Genomic DNA, 22,029 nt, shown 5'->3' with positions numbered 1-22,029 from the left:
TGTTTGCTAGGAGGAAACACATGTACACCCAGGCAATGGACATTCCGGACGATTCCGGAAAGAAACTCGCAGCGGTCTCCAATGCGACGAGCGAGCAGGAAGCCGCCTTCGAGGCCCGCATCGACGCCGACGGGCGCATCGAGCCGCAGGACTGGATGCCCGAGGCCTACCGCAAGACGCTGGTGCGCCAGATCAGCCAGCACGCCCACAGCGAGATCGTCGGCATGCTGCCGGAGGGCAACTGGATCTCGCGCGCGCCCAGCCTCAAGCGCAAGGCCATCCTGATCGCCAAGGTCCAGGACGAGGGCGGCCACGGCCTCTACCTGTACTCCGCCGCCGAGACGCTGGGCACCAGCCGCGACCAGATGCTCGAAGGCCTGCACTCGGGCAAGGCCAAGTACAGCTCGATCTTCAATTACCCGACGCTCAACTGGGCCGACGTCGGCGTGATCGGCTGGCTGGTCGATGGCGCGGCGATCATGAACCAGGTCCCGCTGTGCCGCTGCTCCTACGGCCCCTACGCGCGCGCCATGGTGCGCGTGTGCAAGGAGGAATCCTTCCACCAGCGCCAGGGCTACGAGGCCCTGCTGGTGATGATGAAGGGCACCGACGAGCAGCGCGCGATGGTGCAGGACGCGGTCAACCGCTACTGGTGGAAGTGCCTGGCCATGTTCGGGCCGCCGGATGCCGACAGCCCGCACAGCGCGCAAGGCATGCGCTGGGGCATCAAGCGCATCAGCAACGACGACCTGCGCCAGAAGTTCATCGACGCCACCGTGCCGCAGGCCAAGGTGCTGGGCGTGACCCTGCCCGACCCCGACCTCAAGTGGAACGAGGCGCGCGGCCACTACGACTACGGCCAGATCGACTGGGCCGAGTTCTGGAACACCGTCGAAGGCAACGGACCGTGCAACAAGGAACGCCTGGCCACCCGGGTCAAGGCACACAACGATGGCCAGTGGGTCCGCGACGCGGCCCAGGCCTATGCCCGCAAGCAAAAAGAACGCGCACTGAAGGAGGCAGCATGAACACCCCCGCACTCAAGGATTGGCCCCTCTGGGAAGTCTTCGTCCGCAGCAAGCAAGGCCTCGAGCACAAGCACTGCGGCAGCCTGCACGCGGCCGACGCCGCCCAGGCCCTGCACATGGCGCGCGACGTGTACACCCGCCGCCAGGAAGGCGTGAGCATCTGGGTGGTGCCCTCGGTCGCCATCACCGCCAGCAACCCGGACGACAAGGGCGAGCTCTTCGACCCCGCGGCCGACAAGATCTACCGCCATCCGACCTTCTACGAGATCCCTGAAGAAGTGGGGCACATGTAATGAGCACGCCGATCGACTACCTGCTGCACCTGGCCGACAACGCCGTCGTGCTCGGCCAGCGCAACGCCGAATGGTGCGGGCACGGCCCCATCCTGGAAGAAGACATGGCGCTGGCCAACGTCAGCCTCGACCTCATCGGCCAGGCGCGCCTGCTGTACCAGCGCGCCGCCGAGCTGAAGGGCGGCGACGCCACCGAGGACAAGCTGGCCTATTTCCGCGGCCCGCACGAGTTCCGCAACTACACGCTGCTGGAGCTCCCGCACCACGGCGCGCTGGTCGGCTACGCCGCGGCCGACCGCGACTACGCCACCACGATCGTGCGCAACTTCCTGTATTCGGCGCTGATGGTGCACGTGTGGGACGGCCTGCAGCAGTCCGCCGACGCCAGCCTCGCCGCGATCGCCGCCAAGTCGCTGAAGGAAACCAGCTACCACCTGCACCACTCGCGTGACTGGCTGGTGCGCATGGGCGACGGCACCGAGGAGTCGCACGCCCGCGCGCAGGCGGCGGTGAACCACCTCATGCCCTACACCGAGGAGTTCTGGACCACCAGCCCGGCCGAAGGCGCCGCGGTGGCGGCCAAGATCGGCATCGACGTATGGGCGCTGCGCCCGGCCTGGGACGCGCTCGTCAACGAGGCGCTGGCCGAAGCCACCCTGACCCGCCCGAACTTCCACGGTTACGTGACCGAGGGCAAGATCGGCCTGCACTCCGAGCATCTGAGCTACCTGCTCGGCGAGATGCAGGGTCTGGCCCGCGCCCACCCGGGCGCCACCTGGTAAGGGCGAAGGCCATGAGCAGCGTCGTGGACAAGGTCTGGGCCACCCTGGAGCCCCTGACGGACCCGGAGATCCCGGTGGTGACCCTGCGCGAGCTGGGCATCCTGCGGGATGTGCGGGAGACGGCGGAGGGCATCGAGGTGGTCATCACCCCGACCTACAGCGGCTGCCCCGCCATGGGGCAGATCGAGGACGACGTGCGTGCGAGCCTGGAACAGGCCGGCATCGCGGCGCGGGTGATCACCCAGCTCGCGCCGGCCTGGACCACCGACTGGATGAGCGACGAGGCCAAGGAAAAGCTGCGCGCCTATGGCATCGCCCCGCCCCACCGCACCTGCGGCAGCAGCGGCGGCGCCGAGGTCAGCGTGCTGAAGTTCGTGCGCCGGCAGCCGACCGCGGCGGTCGCCTGTCCGCAGTGCGGCTCCACCCACACCGTCGTCACCTCCGAGTTCGGCTCCACGGCCTGCAAGGCGCTGTACAAGTGCCTCGACTGCCAGGAGCCCTTCGACTATTTCAAACCCTATTAAGAGCCGGAGCCCAGACGCCATGTCAGCCCCCCGTTTCCAAGAACTCGCCATCAAGCGCGTGAGCCCCGAGGCCGCCGGCGCGGTGGCGATCACCTTCGCCATCCCCGAGGCCGAGCGCGAGCGCTTCGCCTTCGAGCCGGGCCAGTTCCTCACCCTGCGCGCCACCATCGATGGCCAGGACGTGCGCCGCAACTACTCGATCAGCAGCCCGCGCAGCCGCCTGGCACGCGCGGGCGAGCTCGAGATCGGCATCCGCCCGGTGGAAGGCGGCCTGTTCTCGAACTGGGCCACGCGCGCCGTCAAGGCCGGCGACACCCTGCAGGTGATGCCGCCCGACGGCCGCTTCGTGGTCAAGAAGAAGCGCGCCATCCACCGCGTCGGCTTCGCCGCCGGCTCGGGCATCACCCCGATCCTGTCGATCGCCGCGAGCACGCTGGAAGAACAGCCGGACTCGAAGTTCACGCTGATCTACGGCAACCGTCGCATGTCCACGGTGATGTTCAACGAGGACCTGCAGGACCTCAAGGACCGCTACCGCGACCGCCTGACCATGATCCACGTGCTGTCGCGCCAGGCCCAGGAAGTGGACCTGCTGCAGGGGCGCATCGACGGTCCCAAGGTGCGCGCGATCATCGACGCCCTGCTGCCGGTGGGCAGCATGGACGAGGTCTTCATCTGCGGCCCCGACGAGATGATCACCGCCACCGAGACCGCGCTGGTCGAGGCCGGCGTGCCCGCCGACCGTATCCGCACCGAGCGCTTCACCGCCAACCTGCCCGCCGGCGCCCACCCGGTCGGCGCCTCGAGCACCGCCGAGGCCGTCGCGGCCGCGACCAAGGACATCACCATGGTCCTGGTGCTCGACGGCAAGGAGCACGAGATCGCGATCGGCCCCGACGAGCACCTGCTCGACGCCGGCCTCAATGCCGGCCTCGACCTCCCTTTCTCGTGCAAGGCCGGCGTGTGCTGCACCTGCCGCGCCAAGGTGACGGAGGGCGAAGTCGTGATGGACAAGAACTTCACCCTCGAGGCCGACGAAGTCGCGCAGGGCTACGTGCTGAGCTGCCAGGCGCGCGCCACCACCAAGCGCCTCAAGATCAGCTTCGACGAGCGCTGACACGATCTGCGGGCCGACGGCGTCCGCGCGCGCAGCAGCTTCCGACGGCCGTCTCGACGGCCGTTTTCCTTCGCGGACGGAGACGCGGCCGCGCGCCCCTGACGCAGGTCAACGCCGAAAGGGCGGCGGCCTGCTATCCCTTTAGACCTCATCCACTTTCCAGCGCGAAGATCATGGCCGGCTCCCACGCTCTCAGCACCGCCTTCGAACCGTCCTCGATCGCCGTCATCGGCGCGTCCGACGCACCCGGGTCCGTCGGCCGCGTCATCTTCCGCAACCTGGTCGAAGGCGGCTATCGCGGCACCCTGTACGCGGTCAACCCGAAGTACGGCAGCATCCAGGACCATCCCTGCCACCGCTCGGTCGAGGACATCGGCCGACCGGTCGATCTCGCCATCATCGCCACCCCCGCGCGCATGCTGCACAGCGTCACCGCGCAGTGCGGGCGCAGCGGCGTACGCAACGCGGTCATCATCAGCGCCAGCGGGAACGCACTCGAGCGCCGCATCGTCGAGACCGCGCGCGAGACCCGGCTGCGCCTGATCGGGCCCGGCAGCCTGGGCATCGCACGCCCCGGCAGCGGGATCAATGCCGCGCTCACCCGCATCGCCGTCAAGCCCGGCGAGATCGCCCTGATCTCGCAGTCGGGCGCGATGTGCTCGGTCGTGCTCGACTGGGCGTTGACCAACGACGTCGGCTTCTCTTCGGTCATCTCGCTCGGCGGCACGGTGGACATCGACTACGGGGAAACGCTGGAGTACCTGATCCACGACACGCAGACGCGCTACATCCTGCTGCACGTCGATCACATCCGCAACGCCCGCCAGTTCATGAGCGCACTGCGCTCGGCCGCGCGCGTCAAGCCGATCATCCTGCTCAAGGCCGGCCGCCACGGTCGCAGCGACAACAACGCCGCCGACGCGGACAACGCCGGCCTCGCCGACGTGGTCTTCGACGCGGCGATGCGCCGCGCCGGCGTGGTGCGGGTGCAGAACATCGACCAGCTCTTCTTCGCCGCCAAGGCCTTGTCCTGCGGCTTTCGACCGCGCGAGGACAGCCTCGCCATCGTCTCCAACGGCAGCGGCCCGGCCGATCTCGCCGCCGACCGCGCCAAGGACCTCGGCACCGGACTCGTCGGGCTGGGCTCGCCGACGGTCGCCACGCTCGAGCGCCTCGGCGGACGCGAGCGGCACTCCCACAACCCGCTCGACCTCGGCGGTGACGCCAGCGCGCAGCTGTACCGCGACGCCATCCTCGCCCTCTCCGAGGACGCCGCGGTTTCCAACGTGCTGGTGATCCTCTCGCCGCACGCGCTCGTCGATCCGGTCGAGGTGGCGCAGGACATCATCGACCTCGCCGCCCAGGTGCGGCTCCAGCTGTGCTGCTGCTGGATGGGCGGCGGCCAGGTCGCCGAGGCGCGCGCGCTGCTCGCCCGGGCCGGGCTGCCGGTGTTCAGTTCGCCCGAGGCGGCGATCGAGCTGTTCCACAACATCTCGCGCTTCCACCACAACCAGACCCTGCTGCTGCAGACCGCCGGCGGCGGCAGCGCCGCCGCCTACCGCCGCACGGGTGGTGCGCGCGTGCTGATCGAGACCCTGCTCAACCAGCGTCGCCATATCCTCTCGGCGATGGAGTCCAAGGCGCTGCTGCGCAGCTTCGGCATCCCGGTCACGCACACCACCGTCGCCCGCGACGCCACCGAGGCATTGTTCGTCGCCGAGCAGGCGGGTTTTCCGGTGGCGATGAAGGTCGACGCTCCCGAGCTGGCGAGCAAGTCCGAATCCGGCGGCGTGCGCCTCAACCTCAACACCGCCGAGTCGGTGTGGAGCGCCTTCCACGACATCGTCGACGCGGTGCGCCTGCGCCACCCCGAGGTGCAGATCAACGGCGTGTCGATAGAGCCCTATCTGTACCGGCCGCAGGCGCGCGCCTTCCGCATCCAGGTGCATCGCGACGCAATCTTCGGTCCGGTGATCAGCCTCGGCGCGCAGGACGCCTCCGCGCCGCGCACCTTCGCGCTGCCACCGCTGAACCCCGTGCTGGCCCGCGACCTCATCGACTCGGCCATCCCGGCGGCCGCACAGGGCCCGCGCAGCCAGGGCGGCGCGCTCAACCGCGCCGCCATCGAGCAGGTGCTGGTGTCGGTGTCCGACCTCGTGTGCGAGCTGCCCTGGGTGCGCGAGCTCGCGATCGACCCCTTGTTCATCGACGGCGACGGCGCCATCGCGGCCGATGCCCGCGTCGTCATCGACCAGGGCCTTCCCGCCGGCAGCGACCGCTACGCGCACATGGCGATCCACCCCTATCCGCTGCACCTCGTCCAGGACTGGAAGGTCGGCGACGGTCGTGCCGTGCGTACGCGTCCGGTGCGCCCGGAGGATGCCAACCTGGTGCTGGGCTTCTTCGACGGACTGAGCGCCGAGACCCGCTTCATGCGCTTCATGGAAGAGCTGCAGGAGCTCAGCCCGGCGCTGGTCGCGCGCTTCACGCAGATCGACTACGACCGCGAGATGGCGCTGATCGCCACCACCATCGACGACGCCGGCGCCGAGCACATGGTGGGCAGCGCCCGCTATTCCCTCGCCGCCGACGGCGAATCGGTCGAGTTCGCCCTGGTCGTGGCCGACGACTGGCAACGCCACGGACTGGGCCGCCGCCTCATGGGTGCCCTCATCGAGGTCGCGCGCGGCAAGGGCTATCGCAACATCTTCGGCGACGTGCTGGGCAAGAACGCCAAGATGCTGCGCCTGATGCACGGCCTCGGCTTCCTGGTGCAGCCCCACCCGGAAGAGAGCGCGTTGCGCCGGGTGGTGAAGGTGCTGCATGGCAAGTAGCGCGTCCGCAGCGGCGCAGACGGCCGCTCAATAATCGCCCCAGCGCGCCTGCAGCGCCGCCACGGCGGCGAGGCCCGCGGTCTCGGTGCGCAGCACGCGCGGCCCGAGCCGCACGCGCCGGCAACCGGCGGCGTCGAAGGCCGCCATCTCGCCCTCGCTCCAGCCACCCTCCGGCCCGACCAGCAGGTGCACCTCGTCCTTCGGCTCGGGTTCGTCGGCAAAGCCCTTGGCCCCGCCGGGCGCAAGCACGTAGCCGGGCGCAGCGCGATGCGCGCCCAGCCAGTGTGCGAGCGGCTGCAGGGGGCGGATCTCGGGGACGCGGTTGCGCCCGCACTGCTCGCAGGCCGCGACCGCGACCTGCTGCCAGTGCGCGACGCGCTTGTCGGCACGCTCGGCCGCCAGACGCAGCACCGAGCGCTCGGCCTGGACCGGCTGGATCGCATGCACGCCGAGCTCCACCGCCTTCTGCACCACCCAGTCCATCTTGTCGCCCGAGGCCAGCGCCTGCACCAGCACGATGCGCAAGGGCGACTCGCGTTCGACCGCACGCGCCTCGCCGAGCCGAGCGAACACCGCCTTGCCGCGCACGGCCAGGCGCGCATCGACCTCTCCGCCGCTGCCGTCGAACAGCACCACCGCCTCGCCATCGCGCAGGCGCAACACCCGCAGCGCATGGTGGGCGAGCGCCTCGGGGAGCGCCACCTCGCCGCCCGCGGGCAGGCGATCCGGAAAGTGGAATCGTGAAATCATCGTAAGATTATAGGCCCAGCTCCCCTCGCCCCCAGCCCCTCTCCCGCCGCCCGCCGGCAAGGAGCCCGCCATGCCCACCGCCGCCCACCGCCTCGCCCGTGCCCGCGCCCTCGAATCGATGGTGCGCGACATCGCGCGCGCCGAGATCCTTCCGCGCTACCTGAAGTCCGCGCGCAACCGCAAGGCCGACGGTTCGCTGTTCACCGAGGCCGACATGGCCTCGCAGCAGCGCTTCAGCGAGGCCCTGCCCGCCTTCCTGCCCGGCGCCGTGCTCGGCGAGGAGATGACCGCGGCCGAGCAGGCCGCGCTGTGGAAGGAAGGCGCGCGCGGCCTGTGGTGCATCGACCCGATCGACGGCACCACCAACTTCGCCAACGGCATCCCCCTGTTCGCGGTGTCGATCGCCTATCTGATCGACCACGAGCCGGTGATCGGCGTGGTGTACAACCCGATCACCGACGAATCCTTCTACGCCGCCCGCGGCGCCGGCGCCTTCCTCAACGGCACCGAGCTGCCGCTGCGCGCAGGCGCCACCGAGTTGCGCGACGCCGTCGCCGGCGTCGACTTCAAGCGCATCAGCCACCACCTCGGCGACGAGCTCGCGGTGCGTCCGCCCTACTACTCGCAGCGCAACTTCGGCTCCAGCGCCCTCGAATGGTGCTTTGTCGCCGCCGGCCGGCTCGACGTCTACCTGCACGGCGGGCAGATGCTGTGGGACTACGCCGCCGGCCGCCTGATCCTCGCCGAAGCCGGCGGCATCGCCGAGGCGCTCGACGGCGGCGTGCTGATGTCCGGCCCGGCGATCAAGCGCGGCGTCATCGCCGCCACCAGCCCGGCGCTGTTCGCCGAATGGTCGGCCTGGGTCAAGGCGCGCTCCTGATGGCTCGCACCGCGCTTTATTGCGGTGCAGAATCCGTGTCGAAACCGACTCGCCAGCGGCGGAACCCATCATGTCCATGAAGCACCCGATCATCGCCGTCACCGGCTCGTCCGGCGCCGGCACCACCACGGTCAAGCACACCTTCGAAGCGATCTTCCACCGCGAGAACGTCAACGCCGCCATCGTCGAGGGCGACAGCTTCCACCGCCACACCCGCGCCGAGATGAAGACGCTGATCGAGGAAGCCGAGCGTGCGGGCCTGCGCGGGATCAGCCACTTCGGGCCGGAAGCCAACCTGCTCTCCGAGCTCGAGAGCCTCTTCCGCGCCTACGGCGAGGCCGCCACCGGCCGCCGCCGCTACTACATCCACAACGAAGCCGAGGCGATGCGCTGGAACCTGCCGCTCGGCACCTTCACCGAGTGGGAAGATCTCCCGGTCGGCACCGACTGCCTGTTCTACGAGGGCCTGCACGGCGCACTCGTCACCGACGAGGCCGACATCGCCAGCCACGTCGACCTGCTGATCGGCGTCGTGCCCATCATCAACCTCGAGTGGATCCAGAAGCTGCACCGCGACACCAAGCTGCGCGGCTACACCGCCGAGGCCGTGCAGGACACCATCCTGCGCCGCATGCACGACTATGTGCACTACATCGTCCCGCAGTTCGCCCGCACCCACATCAACTTCCAGCGCGTGCCGGTCGTCGATACCTCCAACCCCTTCATCGCGCGCGACGTGCCCACCCAGGACGAGTCCATGGTGGTGATCCGCTTCAAGGACCCGCGCGGAGTCGACTTCCCCTACCTGCTGCGCATGATCCACGACGCCTTCATGAGCCGCGCCAACACCATCGTGATCCCCGGCGGCAAGCTCGACCTCGCCATGCAGCTGATCCTCACCCCGCTGATCTGGAAGCTGATGGAACGCCGCCGCCAGTGGGTGTGAGGCGCGACGGAATTCCCCGGCAGCCTGCCTCGGCAGCACACCGACCAGCCCCCCAGCCCCACTCCGCGCGAGGTCGCGGGGTCGGGGTGGTGTGGGCCAACTTCAGGAGCGCCGAGGTGGAGGGCGTCGCGGGGGAAACAAGGCGACGCATGTTTGAGGAGCGCAGCGACGAGTTTGCGTCGCCGCCCCCGCGGCGGCCTCCGCCGAGGGCAGCCCGGAGCGCAGCGAAGGGCCGCGAGTGCAGGCGGCGCACACCATCCCGACCCCGCGACCGAATCGACGCCGCCCCTCCTCGGACCCCGTGACCGATTCCAAGCCGCGCCCACCGCCCCGCGAAAGCCCCTCGCCCGGCGCAACATTGCCGCAACGCAACATTGGCATCCCCGGGGTCTTTTAAGGGATAATTCCGAACTTTCCCGATGGCGGCCTCCGGCCCGAAAACAGCATGCAGTCGACCCGCAACGTCCAGCCCCCGGTCTTCAACCCCATCACCGGCGCCATCCGCGCCCTCGCGATGGACGCGGTGCAGCAGGCCAACTCCGGCCATCCCGGCGCGCCGATGGGCATGGCCGAGATCGCCGAGGTGCTGTGGCGCCACCACCTGCGCCACAATCCGGCCAACCCCAAGTGGGCCGACCGCGACCGCTTCGTGCTCTCCAACGGCCACGGCTCGATGCTGATCTACGCGCTGCTCCACCTCACCGGCTATGACCTGCCGATCGAGGAGCTCAAGCGTTTCCGCCAGCTCCACAGCAAGACCCCCGGCCACCCCGAATACGGCTACGCCCCCGGCATCGAGACCACCACCGGTCCGCTCGGCCAGGGCATCACCAACGCCGTCGGCATGGCGCTCGCCGAGAAGATCCTCGCCGCCGAGTTCAACCGCCCCGGCCACGAGGTGGTCGACCACCACACCTATGTCTTCCTCGGCGACGGCTGCCTGATGGAAGGCATCTCGCACGAAGCCTGCTCGCTCGCCGGCACCTGGGGCCTGGGCAAGCTGGTCGCGTTCTACGACGACAACAACATCTCCATCGACGGCCATGTCGACGGCTGGTTCACCGACGACACCCCGAAGAGGTTCGAAGCCTACGGATGGCAGGTCATCCGCGACGTCCAGGGCCATGACCCGGTCGCCATCGAGGCCGCCCTCCAGCAGGCCAAGGCCAACACCGCCCAGCCCACGCTGATCTGCTGCAAGACCATCATCGGCGCCGGCGCGCCCAACAAGCAGGACAGCCACGACGTGCATGGCGCCCCGCTCGGTGCCGCCGAGATCGAGGCCGCGCGCGCCCACATCGGCTGGAACCACCCGCCCTTCCACATCCCGGCCGACGTCTACGCGGCCTGGGACGCGCGCACCAAGGGCGCCTCGCTCGAGGCGCAATGGAACGCCGCCTTCGCCGCCTACCGCGCCGCCCACCCCGAGCTCGCCGCCGAGTTCGAACGCCGCATGGCCGGCGAGCTGCCCGCCGACTGGGACGCCCACGTCGCCGCGGTGCTCGCCAAGGTCGTCGACAAGGCCGAGACCATCGCCACCCGCAAGGCCAGCCAGAACGCCATCGAGGCCTACGCACCCAGGCTGCCCGAACTCCTCGGCGGCTCGGCCGACCTCGCCGGCTCCAACCTCACGCTGTGGTCGGGCGCGAAGGGCGTCAGCAAGACCAGCGGCGGCAACTACGTCTATTACGGCGTGCGTGAATTCGGCATGGCGGCGATCGCCAACGGCATCAGCCTGCACGGCGGTCTCATCCCCTACACCGCCACCTTCCTGATGTTCAGCGAGTACGCGCGCAACGCCCTGCGCATGGCCGCACTGATGAAGGTGCGCCAGATCTTCGTGTTCACGCACGATTCGATCGGCCTCGGCGAGGACGGCCCCACCCACCAACCGGTGGAACAGACCGCCACGCTGCGCCTGATCCCCAACATGGACGTGTGGCGTCCCTGCGACACCACCGAGTCGGCCGTGGCGTGGGCGAACGCGATCGAGCGCAAGGATGGCCCGACCAGCCTGTGCTTCTCGCGCCAGAACCTTCCCTTCCAGGCACGCACTTCCGATCAGGTCGCGGCGATCCGCAAGGGTGGCTACGTGCTGTCGGAGGCCCCGGCCAGCGTGAATGGCGGCAAGCCGCAGGCGGTGATCCTCGCCACCGGCTCCGAGGTCGCGCTCGCCGTGGCCGCGCAGAAAACCCTCGCCGAGCAGGGTGTCGCGGTGCGCGTGGTGTCCATGCCCTCGACCAACGTCTTCGACCGCCAGGACGCGGCGTACAAGGCGAGCGTGCTGCCCGCCGGCCTGCCGCGCGTCGCGGTCGAGGCCGGCACGACCGACGGCTGGTACAAGTACGTCGGGCTCGAAGGCCGCGTGATCGGCATCGACCGCTTCGGCGAGTCGGCCCCGGCGGGCGAGCTCTTCAAGTATTTCGGCATCACCGCGGAGGCGGTGGTGCAGGCAGTGAAGTCGGTGCTCTGACGAGACCCTGGCGCGGGAGCGGTTCCGGAAACGGATCGCTCCCGCTGCACATCAGGACACGGTCCCGCACGGACCGGCAGGGCATCGGCAAACACAAATCACGCGGTTTTCCACCGTTATCTCAGGGAGAAGCAAGGATGAGCATCAAGGTCGCCATCAACGGTTTCGGTCGTATCGGTCGCTGCACGCTGCGCGCCATCTACGAGCAGGGCCTGCAGAACGAGTTCGAAGTGGTCGCCATCAACGCCTCGGGCGATCTGGCCACCAACGCCCACCTGCTCAAGTACGACACCACCCACGGCCGCTTCGCCACCTCGGTCGAGACCGAGGGCGAGAACGTCATCATCATCGACGGCAAGAAGATCCCCTTCTACTCCACCAAGGACCCCAAGGGCGTGAACTGGGGCAGCCACGGCGTGGACGTGCTGCTCGAATGCACCGGCGCCTACACCACCAAGGCCAAGGCCCAGGCCCTGCTCGACCAGGGCGCCCGCCGCGTGCTGATCTCCGCCCCGGGCGGCGACGACGTCGACACCACCATCGTCATGGGCGTGAACGAGGAAGTGCTGCGCGGCGACATGACCGTGGTCTCCAACGCCTCGTGCACCACCAACTGCCTGGCCCCGGTCGCCAAGATCCTGGCCGACAGCGTCGGCATCAAGCAGGGCCTGATGACCACCATCCACGCCTACACCAACGACCAGGTGACCGTGGACGTGCGCCACAAGGACCTGCGCCGCGCCCGCGCCGCCGCCGCCAACATCATCCCGACCAAGACCGGTGCCGCCAAGGCCGTCGGCCTGGTGCTGCCGCAACTGGTCGGCAAGGTCGATGGCTTCGCCCTGCGCGTGCCCACGATCAACGTCTCGCTGGTCGACCTCACCTTCACCGCCGAGCGCGCCACCACCAAGGAAGAGATCAACGCGCTGATGACCGCCGCGGCCAACGGCCCGCTCAAGGGCATTCTGGCGGTCAACACCGAGCCGCTGGTGTCCTCCGACTTCAACCACACCACCGTGTCCTCCACCTTCGACGCCACCCAGACCCGCGTCATCCAGGGCGAGGACGGCTCGGTGCTGGTCAAGGTGCTGGCCTGGTACGACAACGAGTGGGGCTACTCCTGCCGCATGCTCGACGCCGCGCGCGCCTTCTGCAACGCCAAGTAAGCGCCAGGCGACACACGGACATCCAGTCGAACCGACGCCCTGCCCCGCAGGGCGTTTTTCCGGGAACGAGCGAATCATGCAAGTCAAGAAACTCACCGAACTCGACGTGCGCGGCAAGAAGGTCTTCATCCGCGCCGACCTCAACGTGCCGCAGGACGACGCCGGCAACATCACCGAGGACACCCGCATCCGCGCCTCGCTGCCCTCGATCCAGTACTGCCTGGACAACGGCGCCGCGGTGATGGTCACCTCCCACCTCGGCCGCCCCACCGAAGGCACGGTCGGCCCCGACGACACCCTGGCCCCGGTCGCGGTGCGCCTCGGCCAGCTGCTGCACCGCCCGGTGCGCCTGGTGTCCGACTGGGTCGAGGGCGGCTTCGAGGTCAAGCCGGGCGAGGTCGTCCTGCTCGAGAACTGCCGCTGCAACAAGGGCGAGAAGAAGGACAACGAAGAGCTGGCCAGGAAGATGGCCGCGCTCTGCGACGTCTATGTCAATGACGCCTTCGGCACCGCCCACCGCGCCGAGGCCACCACCCACGGCATCGCCCGCTTCGCCCCGGTGGCCTGCGCCGGCATCCTGATGGGCGCCGAGATCGACGCGCTCGGCAAGGCCCTGCAATCCCCGCAGCGCCCGCTGGTGGCGATCGTGGGCGGCTCCAAGGTCTCGTCCAAGCTCACCATCCTGAAGTCGCTCGCCCACAAGGTGGACCAGCTCATCGTCGGCGGCGGCATCGCCAACACCTTCCTGCTCGCCTCCGGCAAGCGCATCGGCGAGTCGCTCGCCGAGCCCGAGCTGGTCAAGGAAGCGCAGGCGATCATGGACATGATGAAGGCGCGTGGCGCCGAGGTGCCGCTGCCGGTCGACGTCGTCGTCGCCGACGAGGTCTCCGCGCTGGCGCGTGCCAACCGCATTCCGGTGGAAGAGGTCGGCGCGCACGACCGCATCCTCGACGTCGGCCCGAAGACGGCCGCCAAGCTCTCCGAGATCATCGCCAACGCCGGCACCATCGTGTGGAACGGCCCGGTCGGCGTGTTCGAGCTGCCCCAGTTCGCCGGCGGCACCAAGATGATGGCCTCGGCGATCGCGCACTCCGAGGCCTTCTCGATCGCGGGTGGCGGCGACACCCTGGCGGCGATCGCCAAGTTCCACATCGCCGAGGACGTGGGCTACATCTCCACCGGCGGCGGCGCCTTCCTCGAGTTCCTCGAAGGCAAGACCTTGCCCGCGATCGCGGCGCTGGAAGCGCGCGTCAAGGACTGAGCCCCGATCCGGCACCGCCCGATCGCGACTTGCGTCGCGCCTGCAAGACCCGCGGCGTCTCAGGTGGGGTGCAGGAGCGACGCCAGTCGCGATTGCGGCGCCCGGAGTTCAGGCCGCGCTGGCCTATTGCGCCGGATCGCGACTGGCGTCGCTCCTACAAGCAATTCCAGGCGCTGGCCGGAGCGCGACGGTTGTCGTGGGAGCGACGCAAGTCGCGATCGGGCGCTCCGGCGGGCGACGCACGGCCTGCAAATACCGCGTGGCCGGGATCGCGACTGGCGTCGCTCCTGCAAGACCGGCGGCGTCTCGGGTGGGGTGTAGGAGCGACGCGAGTCGCGATTGCGGCGCTCGATTCATCCCCGCCGCAGCCAGCGTACCCCTTGCCCGGCCATCTTGCGGCGCAGCCAGGCGAGCTGGGTCTGCAGGGGCAGCTCCTTGGGACAGAGGTCGTTGCAGGCAAGCAGGCTCATGCAGCCGAAGATGCCCTCGTCGTTGCCGACGAGCTCGTAGAAGTCGGCGTCGTCGCGCGTATCCGCCGAGTCGAGGCGGAAGCGCGCGATCTTCACGAGACCGACCGCGCCGACGAAGCCCTCGCGCATCTGCGCGGTGGCGCAGGCGGCGATGCAGCAGCCGCATTCGATGCAGCGGTCGAGCTCGTAGACCGCCTCGGCCAGCGCCGGCTCCATGCGCGCCTCCAGGCGATCGAGATCGGGCTCCGCGTCGAGATGCACCCAGGTCTGCAGGCGCTCGGCGAGCTCGCGCATCCAGCTCCCGGTATCCACCGACAGGTCCGCCACGAGGCGGAACACCGGCAGCGGATAGAGGCTGAACGCCGCCGGCAGCGTGCTCGTCAGCGTGCGGCAGGCCAGCCCGGGGCGGCCGTCGATCACCATCGCGCACGCCCCGCACACGCCGGCGCGGCACACGAAGTCGAAGTTGAGGTCGGGCGCCTGCGTGTCGCGGATCGCGTTGAGCGCGATGAAGAGAGTCATGCCCGGCCGCTCGTCGAGCTCGTAGTCGACCAGGCGCGGCACGCTCCGGGGGTCGCGCGGGTTGTGGCGGAAGATCGAGATCTTCAGGCGGCGGCTCATCGCGGCGCTCCCTCTTCGATGTCGGCGATGCGTTCGTTGTCGCCTCGATAGCGTTCGGGCAGGCGTGCGCGGAAATCCAGCAGCGCGGCCTGCAGCGGGGCACCCCCCGCGCCTTCGAGACGGGCACGGATGGACTCGAGCTCGGCCTCGCGCAGCGCGGTGGCCGGATGCTCGACGATGTTGCGCGTGCCATAGCCGCGGAATCCGGGCGGCAGCTCCATGCTCTCGACCCGGATCGGCTCGTATTCCAGCACCGGCGTGGCGGCGCCCACCGGCCACCAGGCCAGCGTGCGCCGCAGCCAGTCGCGGTCGTTGCGTGCCGGGTAGTCTTCGCGCGCGTGCGCACCGCGGCTCTCGCGGCGCTCGAGCGCGCCCTGCGCGGCGCACAGCGCCAACGCCAGCATGCGCGGCAGCCGGTAGGCGGCCACCAGCTCCGGATTGGCGTCGAGGTGGCGGCTGGCGATGCCGACCCGCTGCGCGCGCGCGTGCAGGTCGACCAGCGTGGCGACCGCCGTGCGCAGCCCCGCCTCGTTACGGAACAGGCCGACGTGCTCGGTCATGGTCGCCTCCATCCCGCGCCGCAGCGAGGCGACGTTGTCCGCGCCCGGCGCGGGCGCCGGACGCGCCGTGATCGCCTCCAGGGCAGCGCGCTCGCGGCCGACGAAGTCGCGCGCCAGCCCGGGCGAGAACTGCAGCGCGCCGGCGTGCGACTCGACGAAGTCGGCGACGTGCTCGCCCACCAGCATGCCCGCCACCACCGTCTCGGCGAGCGAGTTGCCGCCCAGGCGGTTGAAGCCGTGCAGGTCCCAGCACGCCGCCTCGCCCACCGCGAACAGGCCGCGCAGCGCGGGCGACTCGCCGCGGTGGTCGGTGCGGATGCCGCCCATCGAGTAGTGCTGGGTCGGCCGCACCGGGATCCAGTCGCGCGCCGGGTCGATGCCGAGGAAGTGGCGGCAGATGTCCTTCACCTCGCGCAGCTTGTGGTCGATATGGGCGGCGCCGAGCACCGCGATGTCCAGCCACAGGTGCTCGCCGGCGGCCGACTTGACGCCCTTGCCGCGGCGCATGTGCTCGGCCATGCGCCGCGAGACCACGTCACGCGAGGCGAGCTCGGCCTTCTCCGGCTCGTAGTCGGGCATGAAGCGGTGGCCGTCGACGTCGCGCAGCAGGCCGCCGTCGCCGCGGCAGCCCTCGGTGACGAGAATGCCGGCGGGCACGATCGCGGTGGGGTGGAACTGCACCGCCTCCATGTTGCCCAGGCGCGCCACCCCGGTCTCGAGCGCGATCGCAGCCCCCATGCCCTCGTTGATGATCGCGTTGGTGGAGATGCCCCAGATGCGGCCGAAGCCGCCCGTGGCGATCACCGTGGCGGCGGCCAGGATGGCGTACAGCTCGCCCGTCTCCAGGTCGCGCACCACCGCGCCCTGGCAGCGCCCGCCGTCGTGGATCAGCGCCACCGCCTCGCTGCGGTCGCGCACCGGGATGCCCTCGGCGACCGCGCGGTCGCCGAGCGCGTAGAGCATGGTGTGGCCGGTGCCGTCGGCGGTGTAGCAGGTGCGCCACTTGCGCGTGCCGCCGAAGTCGCGCGCGGTGATGAGGCCGTGGGCCTCGTCGCGTTCGGTCAGCGTGACACGCTCACCGTTGATGACCACCTCGTGGGCGCCGCGCTGCACGCGGTTCCAGGGCACGCCCCAGGCCGCGAGCTCGCGCACCGCCTTGGGCGCCATGTGGGCGAACATGCGCGCGACGAGCTGGTCGCAGCCCCAGTCCGAGCCGCGCACGGTGTCGCCGAAGTGCACGTCCTCGTTGTCGCCCATGCCCTTGAAGGCGTTGCCCAGGCTCGCCTGCATGCCGCCCTGCGCCGCCACCGAGTGCGAGCGCTTGGCCGGCACCAGCGACAGCACCTCGACCCGCAGCCGGCGCCTTGCCGCGCCCACCGCGGTGCGCAGGCCGGCCAGGCCGCCGCCCACCACCAGCACGTCGGTGTATTCGATCCTCATCGCGCCTCCTCCACCGCAGTCGGGCTGCGCTGCCAGGTCGGCACGTAGCGCTCGCCGGCGCGTGGCGCATGCTCGATGCCCATGCGGATCTCCGCCAACAGCGTGGTCAGCCCCAGCGTGAGCAGGAAGGCGATCAGGCCCCACATCGCCAGCTTCAGCCGGCGCCGCGTCGTACGCGCGTCGCGGCCCTCGAACCAGCCCCACTTCACCGCCAGGCGGTACAGGCCCACGCTGCCATGCACCTCGACTGCGAACAGCAAGGCGAGATAGAGCGGCCAGAAGCCGCCGGTCCACACGCGATCGGCGGACTCGTAAGGGCCGATGAGGTCGGGATGCATGAACATGGCGTACAGATGCACCGGCGCGAGGAAGAACATCGCGAAGCCGGTCGCCACCTGCACGAACCACAGCATCGTGTCGCCATGGCGCAGACGGCTGCCGTGGCGCGCGGCGATGCGGTACTGGCGCCAGTCGGCGGGAAACCTGCGCAGCGCCAGCAGCGCATGCAGGGCGAACAGGAGCGCGATCGAAGCGACGAAGGCCGTCACCAGCCACGCCTGCGGACGCGGCAGGAAGAAGTAGCCCTCGAAGAAACGCGCCACCGCCCACGCGAAGTCCGCGCTGATCAGGATCGCGGACACGAAGCCCATGTGCAGCCACATGAAGAGGGCGAGGGCGAGGCCGGACAGGCTCTGGAGCAGATCCAGGCGTGCCGGCCAGGGCGAGGCGGCCGAAGCTGCGCAAGGTCGCGGGAGCGTCATGAATATGCGATGTGCAGGACAGGCAGCACACTATACAACGGATGCCGCAGTGCACAACCCAGATCGCCGCGCCCGACGCCGCGCAAAGTCTCATTCAGTGGATTAAGTCACGCCCCCCGTTGCCGCAATGCAACAGCCCGAAAGGCGAAGCGCGCCGCCGCGCACGAAGCTGCGCGCTCCCGACGTCTACAGCGGCCTGGTCAGCCGCAGGCGACGAAAGACGCCGAGGAACAACGCGCCCACCACGAGCAGCGCCGGCAGCGGGGGCTCGGGCACGAAGGCGGTGCGCACCTCGCGGTACATCTCGTCCGCGAGGATCACGTGGGCGGCCGCCGACGGATGCACCACGTCCCAGAACAGATGCTCGTCCGGATTCGAGCAGATCGTCGGCGCGGGCGCACCGGGCGTCGGCGCGATGTACAGCCCCTGCAGGCAGGCCGTGTCGATGTCGGTGAAGCCGTTCGCCGCGGGATCGCGGACGACCTCGTCGAGCAGCCCGAACGCATCGAAGCGCAGCACCTCGAGTGCGGGGATGCCGGCGAAGGACTGCAAGGCCTGGTCGATCGCCTGGTTGAACGCGATGCTGTACTGGCGGGCGATTCCCTGGGCCTGCGCACCGAAGGCGGCCACCACCGGCAGCGCGCCGATGTCCGGCACCGTGGGCACGAGGAGCTGGCGCGCGCCCAGGCCGACCAGCCCGCCGATCACGCCGGCCACATCGCCGACCGCCTCGGCCAGCCGCGCACCGGCCGCGGCGGGGCCGCTCAGCTGGGCGAGCCGGAGCACGTCCTGCAGGTCGTTCGCACCGGCCCAGACCAGATACAGCGCCGACGCGTCCGCAGCGCCACCGGCGAGCCCGTCGCGGTAGCCCTGGAACTGTCCGGTCAGGCTGAAGGACGCGAAGTTGGCGGGCCACACGAGCGGCGGCAGGCCGTCGGGGCCGACATCGAAGGAGTGGTAGCGCGAGCGCGCCCCGCCTACCGCATGGTTCGTGCCGCCCGGCAGCGCCGCCGGAGCGAGCTCCCCGGGAAGGCCGAGCCTGTCCCAAAGGCGCTCCGCGTATACCGGGCCATTGGTGAAGGTTCCCTGCTCATAGGGGGGCGACACCGGGATCGGCAAGCCGAAGGTCACCGGATTCGACGGATTCGAAGTCCAGGCATACAGGTTGCCGTTGTCCGAGAGGCTGTCGCCGAACACGTACAGGCTGGACGGCACGGCCGCCGCGCTTGCGGACAGCATGCACAACACGACGCTCGACACCGCCATCGCGGCTGTGCGACGGCTCGGTTTGCCGGGTAGGGCCATGACGCTCCTCCAGTGGGTGGCGAGGCTGGCTCCGGTACCCGGGCGCCATCCGCGAACAGACTTCATCCAATATATGCCATGCAGGCCGATCCGCAAGCCTCGCGTACGGTGCGCGCGAAGTCGCCGTCGCGGCCGCGCTGCTAGAATGCGGGCACGCCACCGACCGGAGCAGCCCGGATGTCCCGCCACACCAAGATCGTCGCCACCCTCGGCCCCGCCTCGTCCGACCTCCTCACCCTCGAGCGCATGGTGCACGCCGGCCTCGACGTGGTGCGGATGAACTTCTCCCATGGCAAGCCCGAGGACCACGTCGCCCGCGCCGAGACCATCCGCGACGCCTCCGCGCGCGCCGGCCGCCCGATCGGCATCCTCGCCGACCTGCAGGGCCCCAAGATCCGCGTCGGCAAGTTCGAGGAAGGCCGCGTGACGCTGACCCGCGACGCGCCCTTCATCCTCGACGCCCGCTGCGAGCTCGGCAACGTCCAGCGCGTCGGCCTCGACTACAAGGACCTGCCCAAGGACGTGAAGCCGGGCGACGTGCTGCTGCTCGACGACGGCCGCCTCAAGCTCACCGTGCAGCGCGTGCTCGGCCACGAGATCCACACCACGGTGAAGGTGGGCGGCGAGCTGTCCAACAACAAGGGCATCAACCGCCAGGGCGGCGGGCTCACCGCGCCCGCGCTCACCGCCAAGGACATGGACGACATCCGCACCGCCGCGCTGATCGGCGTGGACTTCGTCGCGGTGTCCTTCCCCAAGAGCGCGGCCGACATGTACATGGCGCGCCAGCTCATGCGCGCCGCCGGCTGTTCGGCGCTGCTGATCGCCAAGATCGAGCGCACCGAGGCGGTGGCCAACCTCGACGAGATCCTCGACGCCTCCGACGGGATCATGGTGGCGCGCGGCGACCTCGCGGTGGAGGTGGGCGACGCCGCGGTGCCGGCGCTGCAGAAGAAGATGATCCGCGCCGCGCGCGACCGCAACAAGCTCACCATCACCGCCACGCAGATGATGGAATCCATGATCACCAGCCCGGTGCCCACCCGCGCCGAGGTCTCGGACGTGGCCAACGCGGTGCTCGACGGCACCGACGCGGTGATGCTGTCGGCCGAGACCGCCGCCGGCAAGTACCCGGTGGAGGTGGTCGAGGCCATGAGCCGGGTCTGCCTGGAGGCGGAGAAGTCCTACGACACCGGGCTCGACCGCGAGATGCTCGACCGCGTGTTCACCCGCATCGACCAGTCGATCGCGATGGCGGCAATCTGGACCGCCTACCATCTCAAGGTCAAGGCGATCGCCTCGCTCACCCAGACCGGCTCGACCGCGCTGTGGATGAGCCGCCTGATCGCCGGCGTGCCGATCTACGCGCTCACCCCCGAGGTCTCGGCGCGCAACCAGATGACGCTCTACCGCGAGGTCCATCCGCTGCTGATGAGCCAGACCCACCAGGACCGCGACGTGCTGCTGTGGGAGGCGGAGCAGGTCCTGCTCGAGCAGGGCGTGGTCGATTACGGCGACCTCATCGTGCTCACCATCGGCGAGCCGATCGGCAGCGCGGGTGGCACCAACACGCTCAAGATCGTGCGCGTGGGCGAACACCACCGCCCCGGCACGCTCGACGACCCCGTCTGAATACCCGTCCGCGACGGGAGACACGGTCAGCGTCCCCGCGCACACGCTAAAATAGAACTTTCGATCGTCCGGCCGCCCCGCCCGGCGGCCTTTTCCGGAGAGATTCCATGCCCCTCGTTTCCATGCGCCAGCTGCTCGACCACGCCGCCGAACACAGCTATGGCCTGCCCGCCTTCAACGTGAACAACCTCGAACAGGTGCAGGCGATCATGGAAGCGGCCGCCGAGTGCGACGCCCCGGTGATCATGCAGGCCTCGGCCGGCGCGCGCAAATACGCGGGCGAAGCCTTCCTGCGCCACCTCATCGATGCCGCGATCGAGGCCTATCCGCACATCCCGGTCGTCATGCACCAGGATCACGGCCAGTCGCCGGCGATCTGCATGGGTGCGATCCGCTCGGGCTTCTCGAGCGTGATGATGGACGGGTCGCTGCTGGAAGACGGCAAGACGCCCTCCTCCTACGAATACAACGTCGCCGTCACCCGCGAGGTGGTCAAGTTCTCGCACGCGATCGGCGTCAGCGTCGAGGCCGAGCTTGGCTGCCTCGGCTCGCTCGAGACCGGTCAGGCCGGCGAGGAAGACGGCGTCGGCGCCGAGGGCACGCTCGACCACAGCCAGATGCTCACCGACCCCGACCAGGCCGCCGACTTCGTCAAGCAGACCGACTGCGACGCGCTCGCCATCGCCATCGGCACCAGCCACGGCGCCTACAAGTTCACCCGCAAGCCCACCGGCGACATCCTCGCCATCGAGCGCGTCAAGGCCATCCATGCCCGCATCCCCAACACCCATCTGGTGATGCACGGCTCCTCCTCGGTGCCGCAGGAGCTCCTCGAGATCATCCGCCAGTACGGCGGCGACATGAAGGAGACCTACGGCGTGCCGGTCGAGGAGATCGTCCAGGGCATCAAGTACGGCGTGCGCAAGATCAACATCGACACCGACATCCGCCTCGCCATGACCGGGGCGATCCGCAAGTTCATGTTCGAGAACCCGTCGAAGTTCGACCCGCGCGAGTACAACAAGCCCGCGCGCGAGGCCGCCAAGCTGGTCTGCAAGGCGCGCTACGAAGCCTTCGGCTGCGCCGGCATGGCCTCGAAGATCAAGCCCGTCGCGCTCGACAAGATCGCGGCGCGTTACAAGGCCGGCGAGCTGAGCCAGATCGTGCGCTGAACCAGCGCGGAGCA

The 22,029-nt window shown here is 69.7% G+C and carries 18 protein-coding genes; 13 read left to right on the top strand and 5 right to left on the bottom strand.

The window, feature by feature from the left end:
- Positions 1-20: 20 nt before the first annotated feature.
- The 6 genes from paaA to C665_RS03135 all read left to right on the top strand — a co-directional run bounded on the left by paaA (position 21) and on the right by C665_RS03135 (position 6,578).
- The gene (gene paaA, locus C665_RS03160) at positions 21-1,028 is read left to right on the top strand and encodes a 1,2-phenylacetyl-CoA epoxidase subunit PaaA (RefSeq protein WP_004299878.1); all 1,008 of its coding nucleotides are present in this window, start codon (positions 21-23) and stop codon (positions 1,026-1,028) included.
- Complete coding sequence (gene paaB / locus C665_RS03155; RefSeq protein ID WP_004299876.1) at positions 1,025-1,321, top strand: 1,2-phenylacetyl-CoA epoxidase subunit PaaB; 297 nt, start codon at positions 1,025-1,027, stop codon at positions 1,319-1,321. Before paaA ends, paaB begins: the two co-directional genes overlap by 4 nt.
- Positions 1,321-2,103, top strand: a complete 783-nt coding sequence (gene paaC, locus C665_RS03150; protein ID WP_004299874.1) for a 1,2-phenylacetyl-CoA epoxidase subunit PaaC — start codon at positions 1,321-1,323, stop codon at positions 2,101-2,103. The genes paaB and paaC overlap by 1 nt, the downstream gene beginning before the upstream one ends.
- Positions 2,104-2,114: 11 nt before the next feature.
- Positions 2,115-2,627, top strand: a complete 513-nt coding sequence (gene paaD, locus C665_RS03145; RefSeq protein WP_004299873.1) for a 1,2-phenylacetyl-CoA epoxidase subunit PaaD — start codon at positions 2,115-2,117, stop codon at positions 2,625-2,627.
- Positions 2,628-2,646: 19 nt separating this feature from the next.
- Positions 2,647-3,744 (top strand): 2Fe-2S iron-sulfur cluster-binding protein, encoded by a 1,098-nt coding sequence (locus C665_RS03140; protein WP_004299872.1) that lies wholly within the window; start codon positions 2,647-2,649, stop codon positions 3,742-3,744.
- Positions 3,745-3,917: 173 nt separating this feature from the next.
- Positions 3,918-6,578: a bifunctional acetate--CoA ligase family protein/GNAT family N-acetyltransferase gene (locus C665_RS03135; protein ID WP_004299871.1), complete on the top strand. Its 2,661-nt coding sequence runs from the start codon at positions 3,918-3,920 to the stop codon at positions 6,576-6,578.
- Between the two features lie 27 nt (positions 6,579-6,605).
- Here the strand turns inward: C665_RS03135 and C665_RS03130 are convergent, their stop codons facing one another.
- Positions 6,606-7,328 (bottom strand): 16S rRNA (uracil(1498)-N(3))-methyltransferase, encoded by a 723-nt coding sequence (locus C665_RS03130; RefSeq protein ID WP_004299870.1) that lies wholly within the window; start codon positions 7,326-7,328, stop codon positions 6,606-6,608.
- Positions 7,329-7,398: 70 nt separating this feature from the next.
- On the opposite strand from C665_RS03130, the gene C665_RS03125 reads away from it, so the two are divergent.
- The 5 genes from C665_RS03125 (at position 7,399) to C665_RS03105 (ending at position 14,054) form a co-directional block, all read left to right on the top strand.
- Positions 7,399-8,208 (top strand): inositol monophosphatase family protein, encoded by an 810-nt coding sequence (locus C665_RS03125; RefSeq protein WP_004299867.1) that lies wholly within the window; start codon positions 7,399-7,401, stop codon positions 8,206-8,208.
- A 70-nt stretch (positions 8,209-8,278) separates the two neighbouring features.
- On the top strand, positions 8,279-9,154 hold the full coding sequence (locus C665_RS03120) for a phosphoribulokinase (protein WP_004299865.1): 876 nt from the start codon (positions 8,279-8,281) through the stop codon (positions 9,152-9,154).
- 445 nt (positions 9,155-9,599) lie between these two features.
- Positions 9,600-11,627, top strand: coding sequence for a transketolase (gene tkt, locus C665_RS03115; RefSeq protein WP_004299863.1), 2,028 nt, complete (start codon positions 9,600-9,602; stop codon positions 11,625-11,627).
- Positions 11,628-11,764: 137 nt separating this feature from the next.
- Complete coding sequence (gene gap, locus C665_RS03110) at positions 11,765-12,793, top strand: type I glyceraldehyde-3-phosphate dehydrogenase (RefSeq protein WP_004299859.1); 1,029 nt, start codon at positions 11,765-11,767, stop codon at positions 12,791-12,793.
- A gap of 76 nt (positions 12,794-12,869) precedes the next feature.
- Positions 12,870-14,054, top strand: a complete 1,185-nt coding sequence (locus tag C665_RS03105; protein WP_004299857.1) for a phosphoglycerate kinase — start codon at positions 12,870-12,872, stop codon at positions 14,052-14,054.
- Positions 14,055-14,407: 353 nt separating this feature from the next.
- On the opposite strand, the gene C665_RS03100 is transcribed toward C665_RS03105, so the two are convergent.
- The 4 genes from C665_RS03100 to C665_RS03085 form a co-directional block, all read right to left on the bottom strand.
- Positions 14,408-15,145, bottom strand: a complete 738-nt coding sequence (locus C665_RS03100) for a fumarate reductase iron-sulfur subunit (protein WP_004299855.1) — start codon at positions 15,143-15,145, stop codon at positions 14,408-14,410.
- Positions 15,142-17,145, bottom strand: a complete 2,004-nt coding sequence (locus C665_RS03095) for a fumarate reductase flavoprotein subunit (protein WP_004299853.1) — start codon at positions 17,143-17,145, stop codon at positions 15,142-15,144. The genes C665_RS03100 and C665_RS03095 overlap by 4 nt, the downstream gene beginning before the upstream one ends.
- Positions 17,142-17,906, bottom strand: a complete 765-nt coding sequence (locus C665_RS03090; RefSeq protein WP_004299852.1) for a fumarate reductase cytochrome b subunit — start codon at positions 17,904-17,906, stop codon at positions 17,142-17,144. The genes C665_RS03095 and C665_RS03090 overlap by 4 nt, the downstream gene beginning before the upstream one ends.
- Before the next feature lie 186 nt (positions 17,907-18,092).
- A complete protein-coding gene (locus C665_RS03085) occupies positions 18,093-19,211 on the bottom strand; it encodes an SGNH/GDSL hydrolase family protein (RefSeq protein WP_051021670.1) in 1,119 nt (372 codons plus the stop codon).
- 177 nt (positions 19,212-19,388) lie between these two features.
- On the opposite strand from C665_RS03085, the gene pyk reads away from it, so the two are divergent.
- Both pyk and fba read left to right on the top strand, forming a co-directional pair.
- Positions 19,389-20,843, top strand: a complete 1,455-nt coding sequence (gene pyk / locus C665_RS03080) for a pyruvate kinase (protein WP_004299849.1) — start codon at positions 19,389-19,391, stop codon at positions 20,841-20,843.
- Positions 20,844-20,950: 107 nt separating this feature from the next.
- The gene (gene fba, locus C665_RS03075) at positions 20,951-22,015 is read left to right on the top strand and encodes a class II fructose-bisphosphate aldolase (RefSeq protein ID WP_004299846.1); all 1,065 of its coding nucleotides are present in this window, start codon (positions 20,951-20,953) and stop codon (positions 22,013-22,015) included.
- The last annotated feature ends 14 nt before the right edge of the window (positions 22,016-22,029 follow it).

This window comes from Thauera aminoaromatica S2 (assembly GCF_000310185.1).
In the GTDB taxonomy this organism is placed as follows: Bacteria; Pseudomonadota; Gammaproteobacteria; order Burkholderiales; family Rhodocyclaceae; genus Thauera; species Thauera aminoaromatica.
Note: the sequence above shows the minus strand (reverse complement) of the source record. Positions and strands in the feature narration are given on the sequence as shown.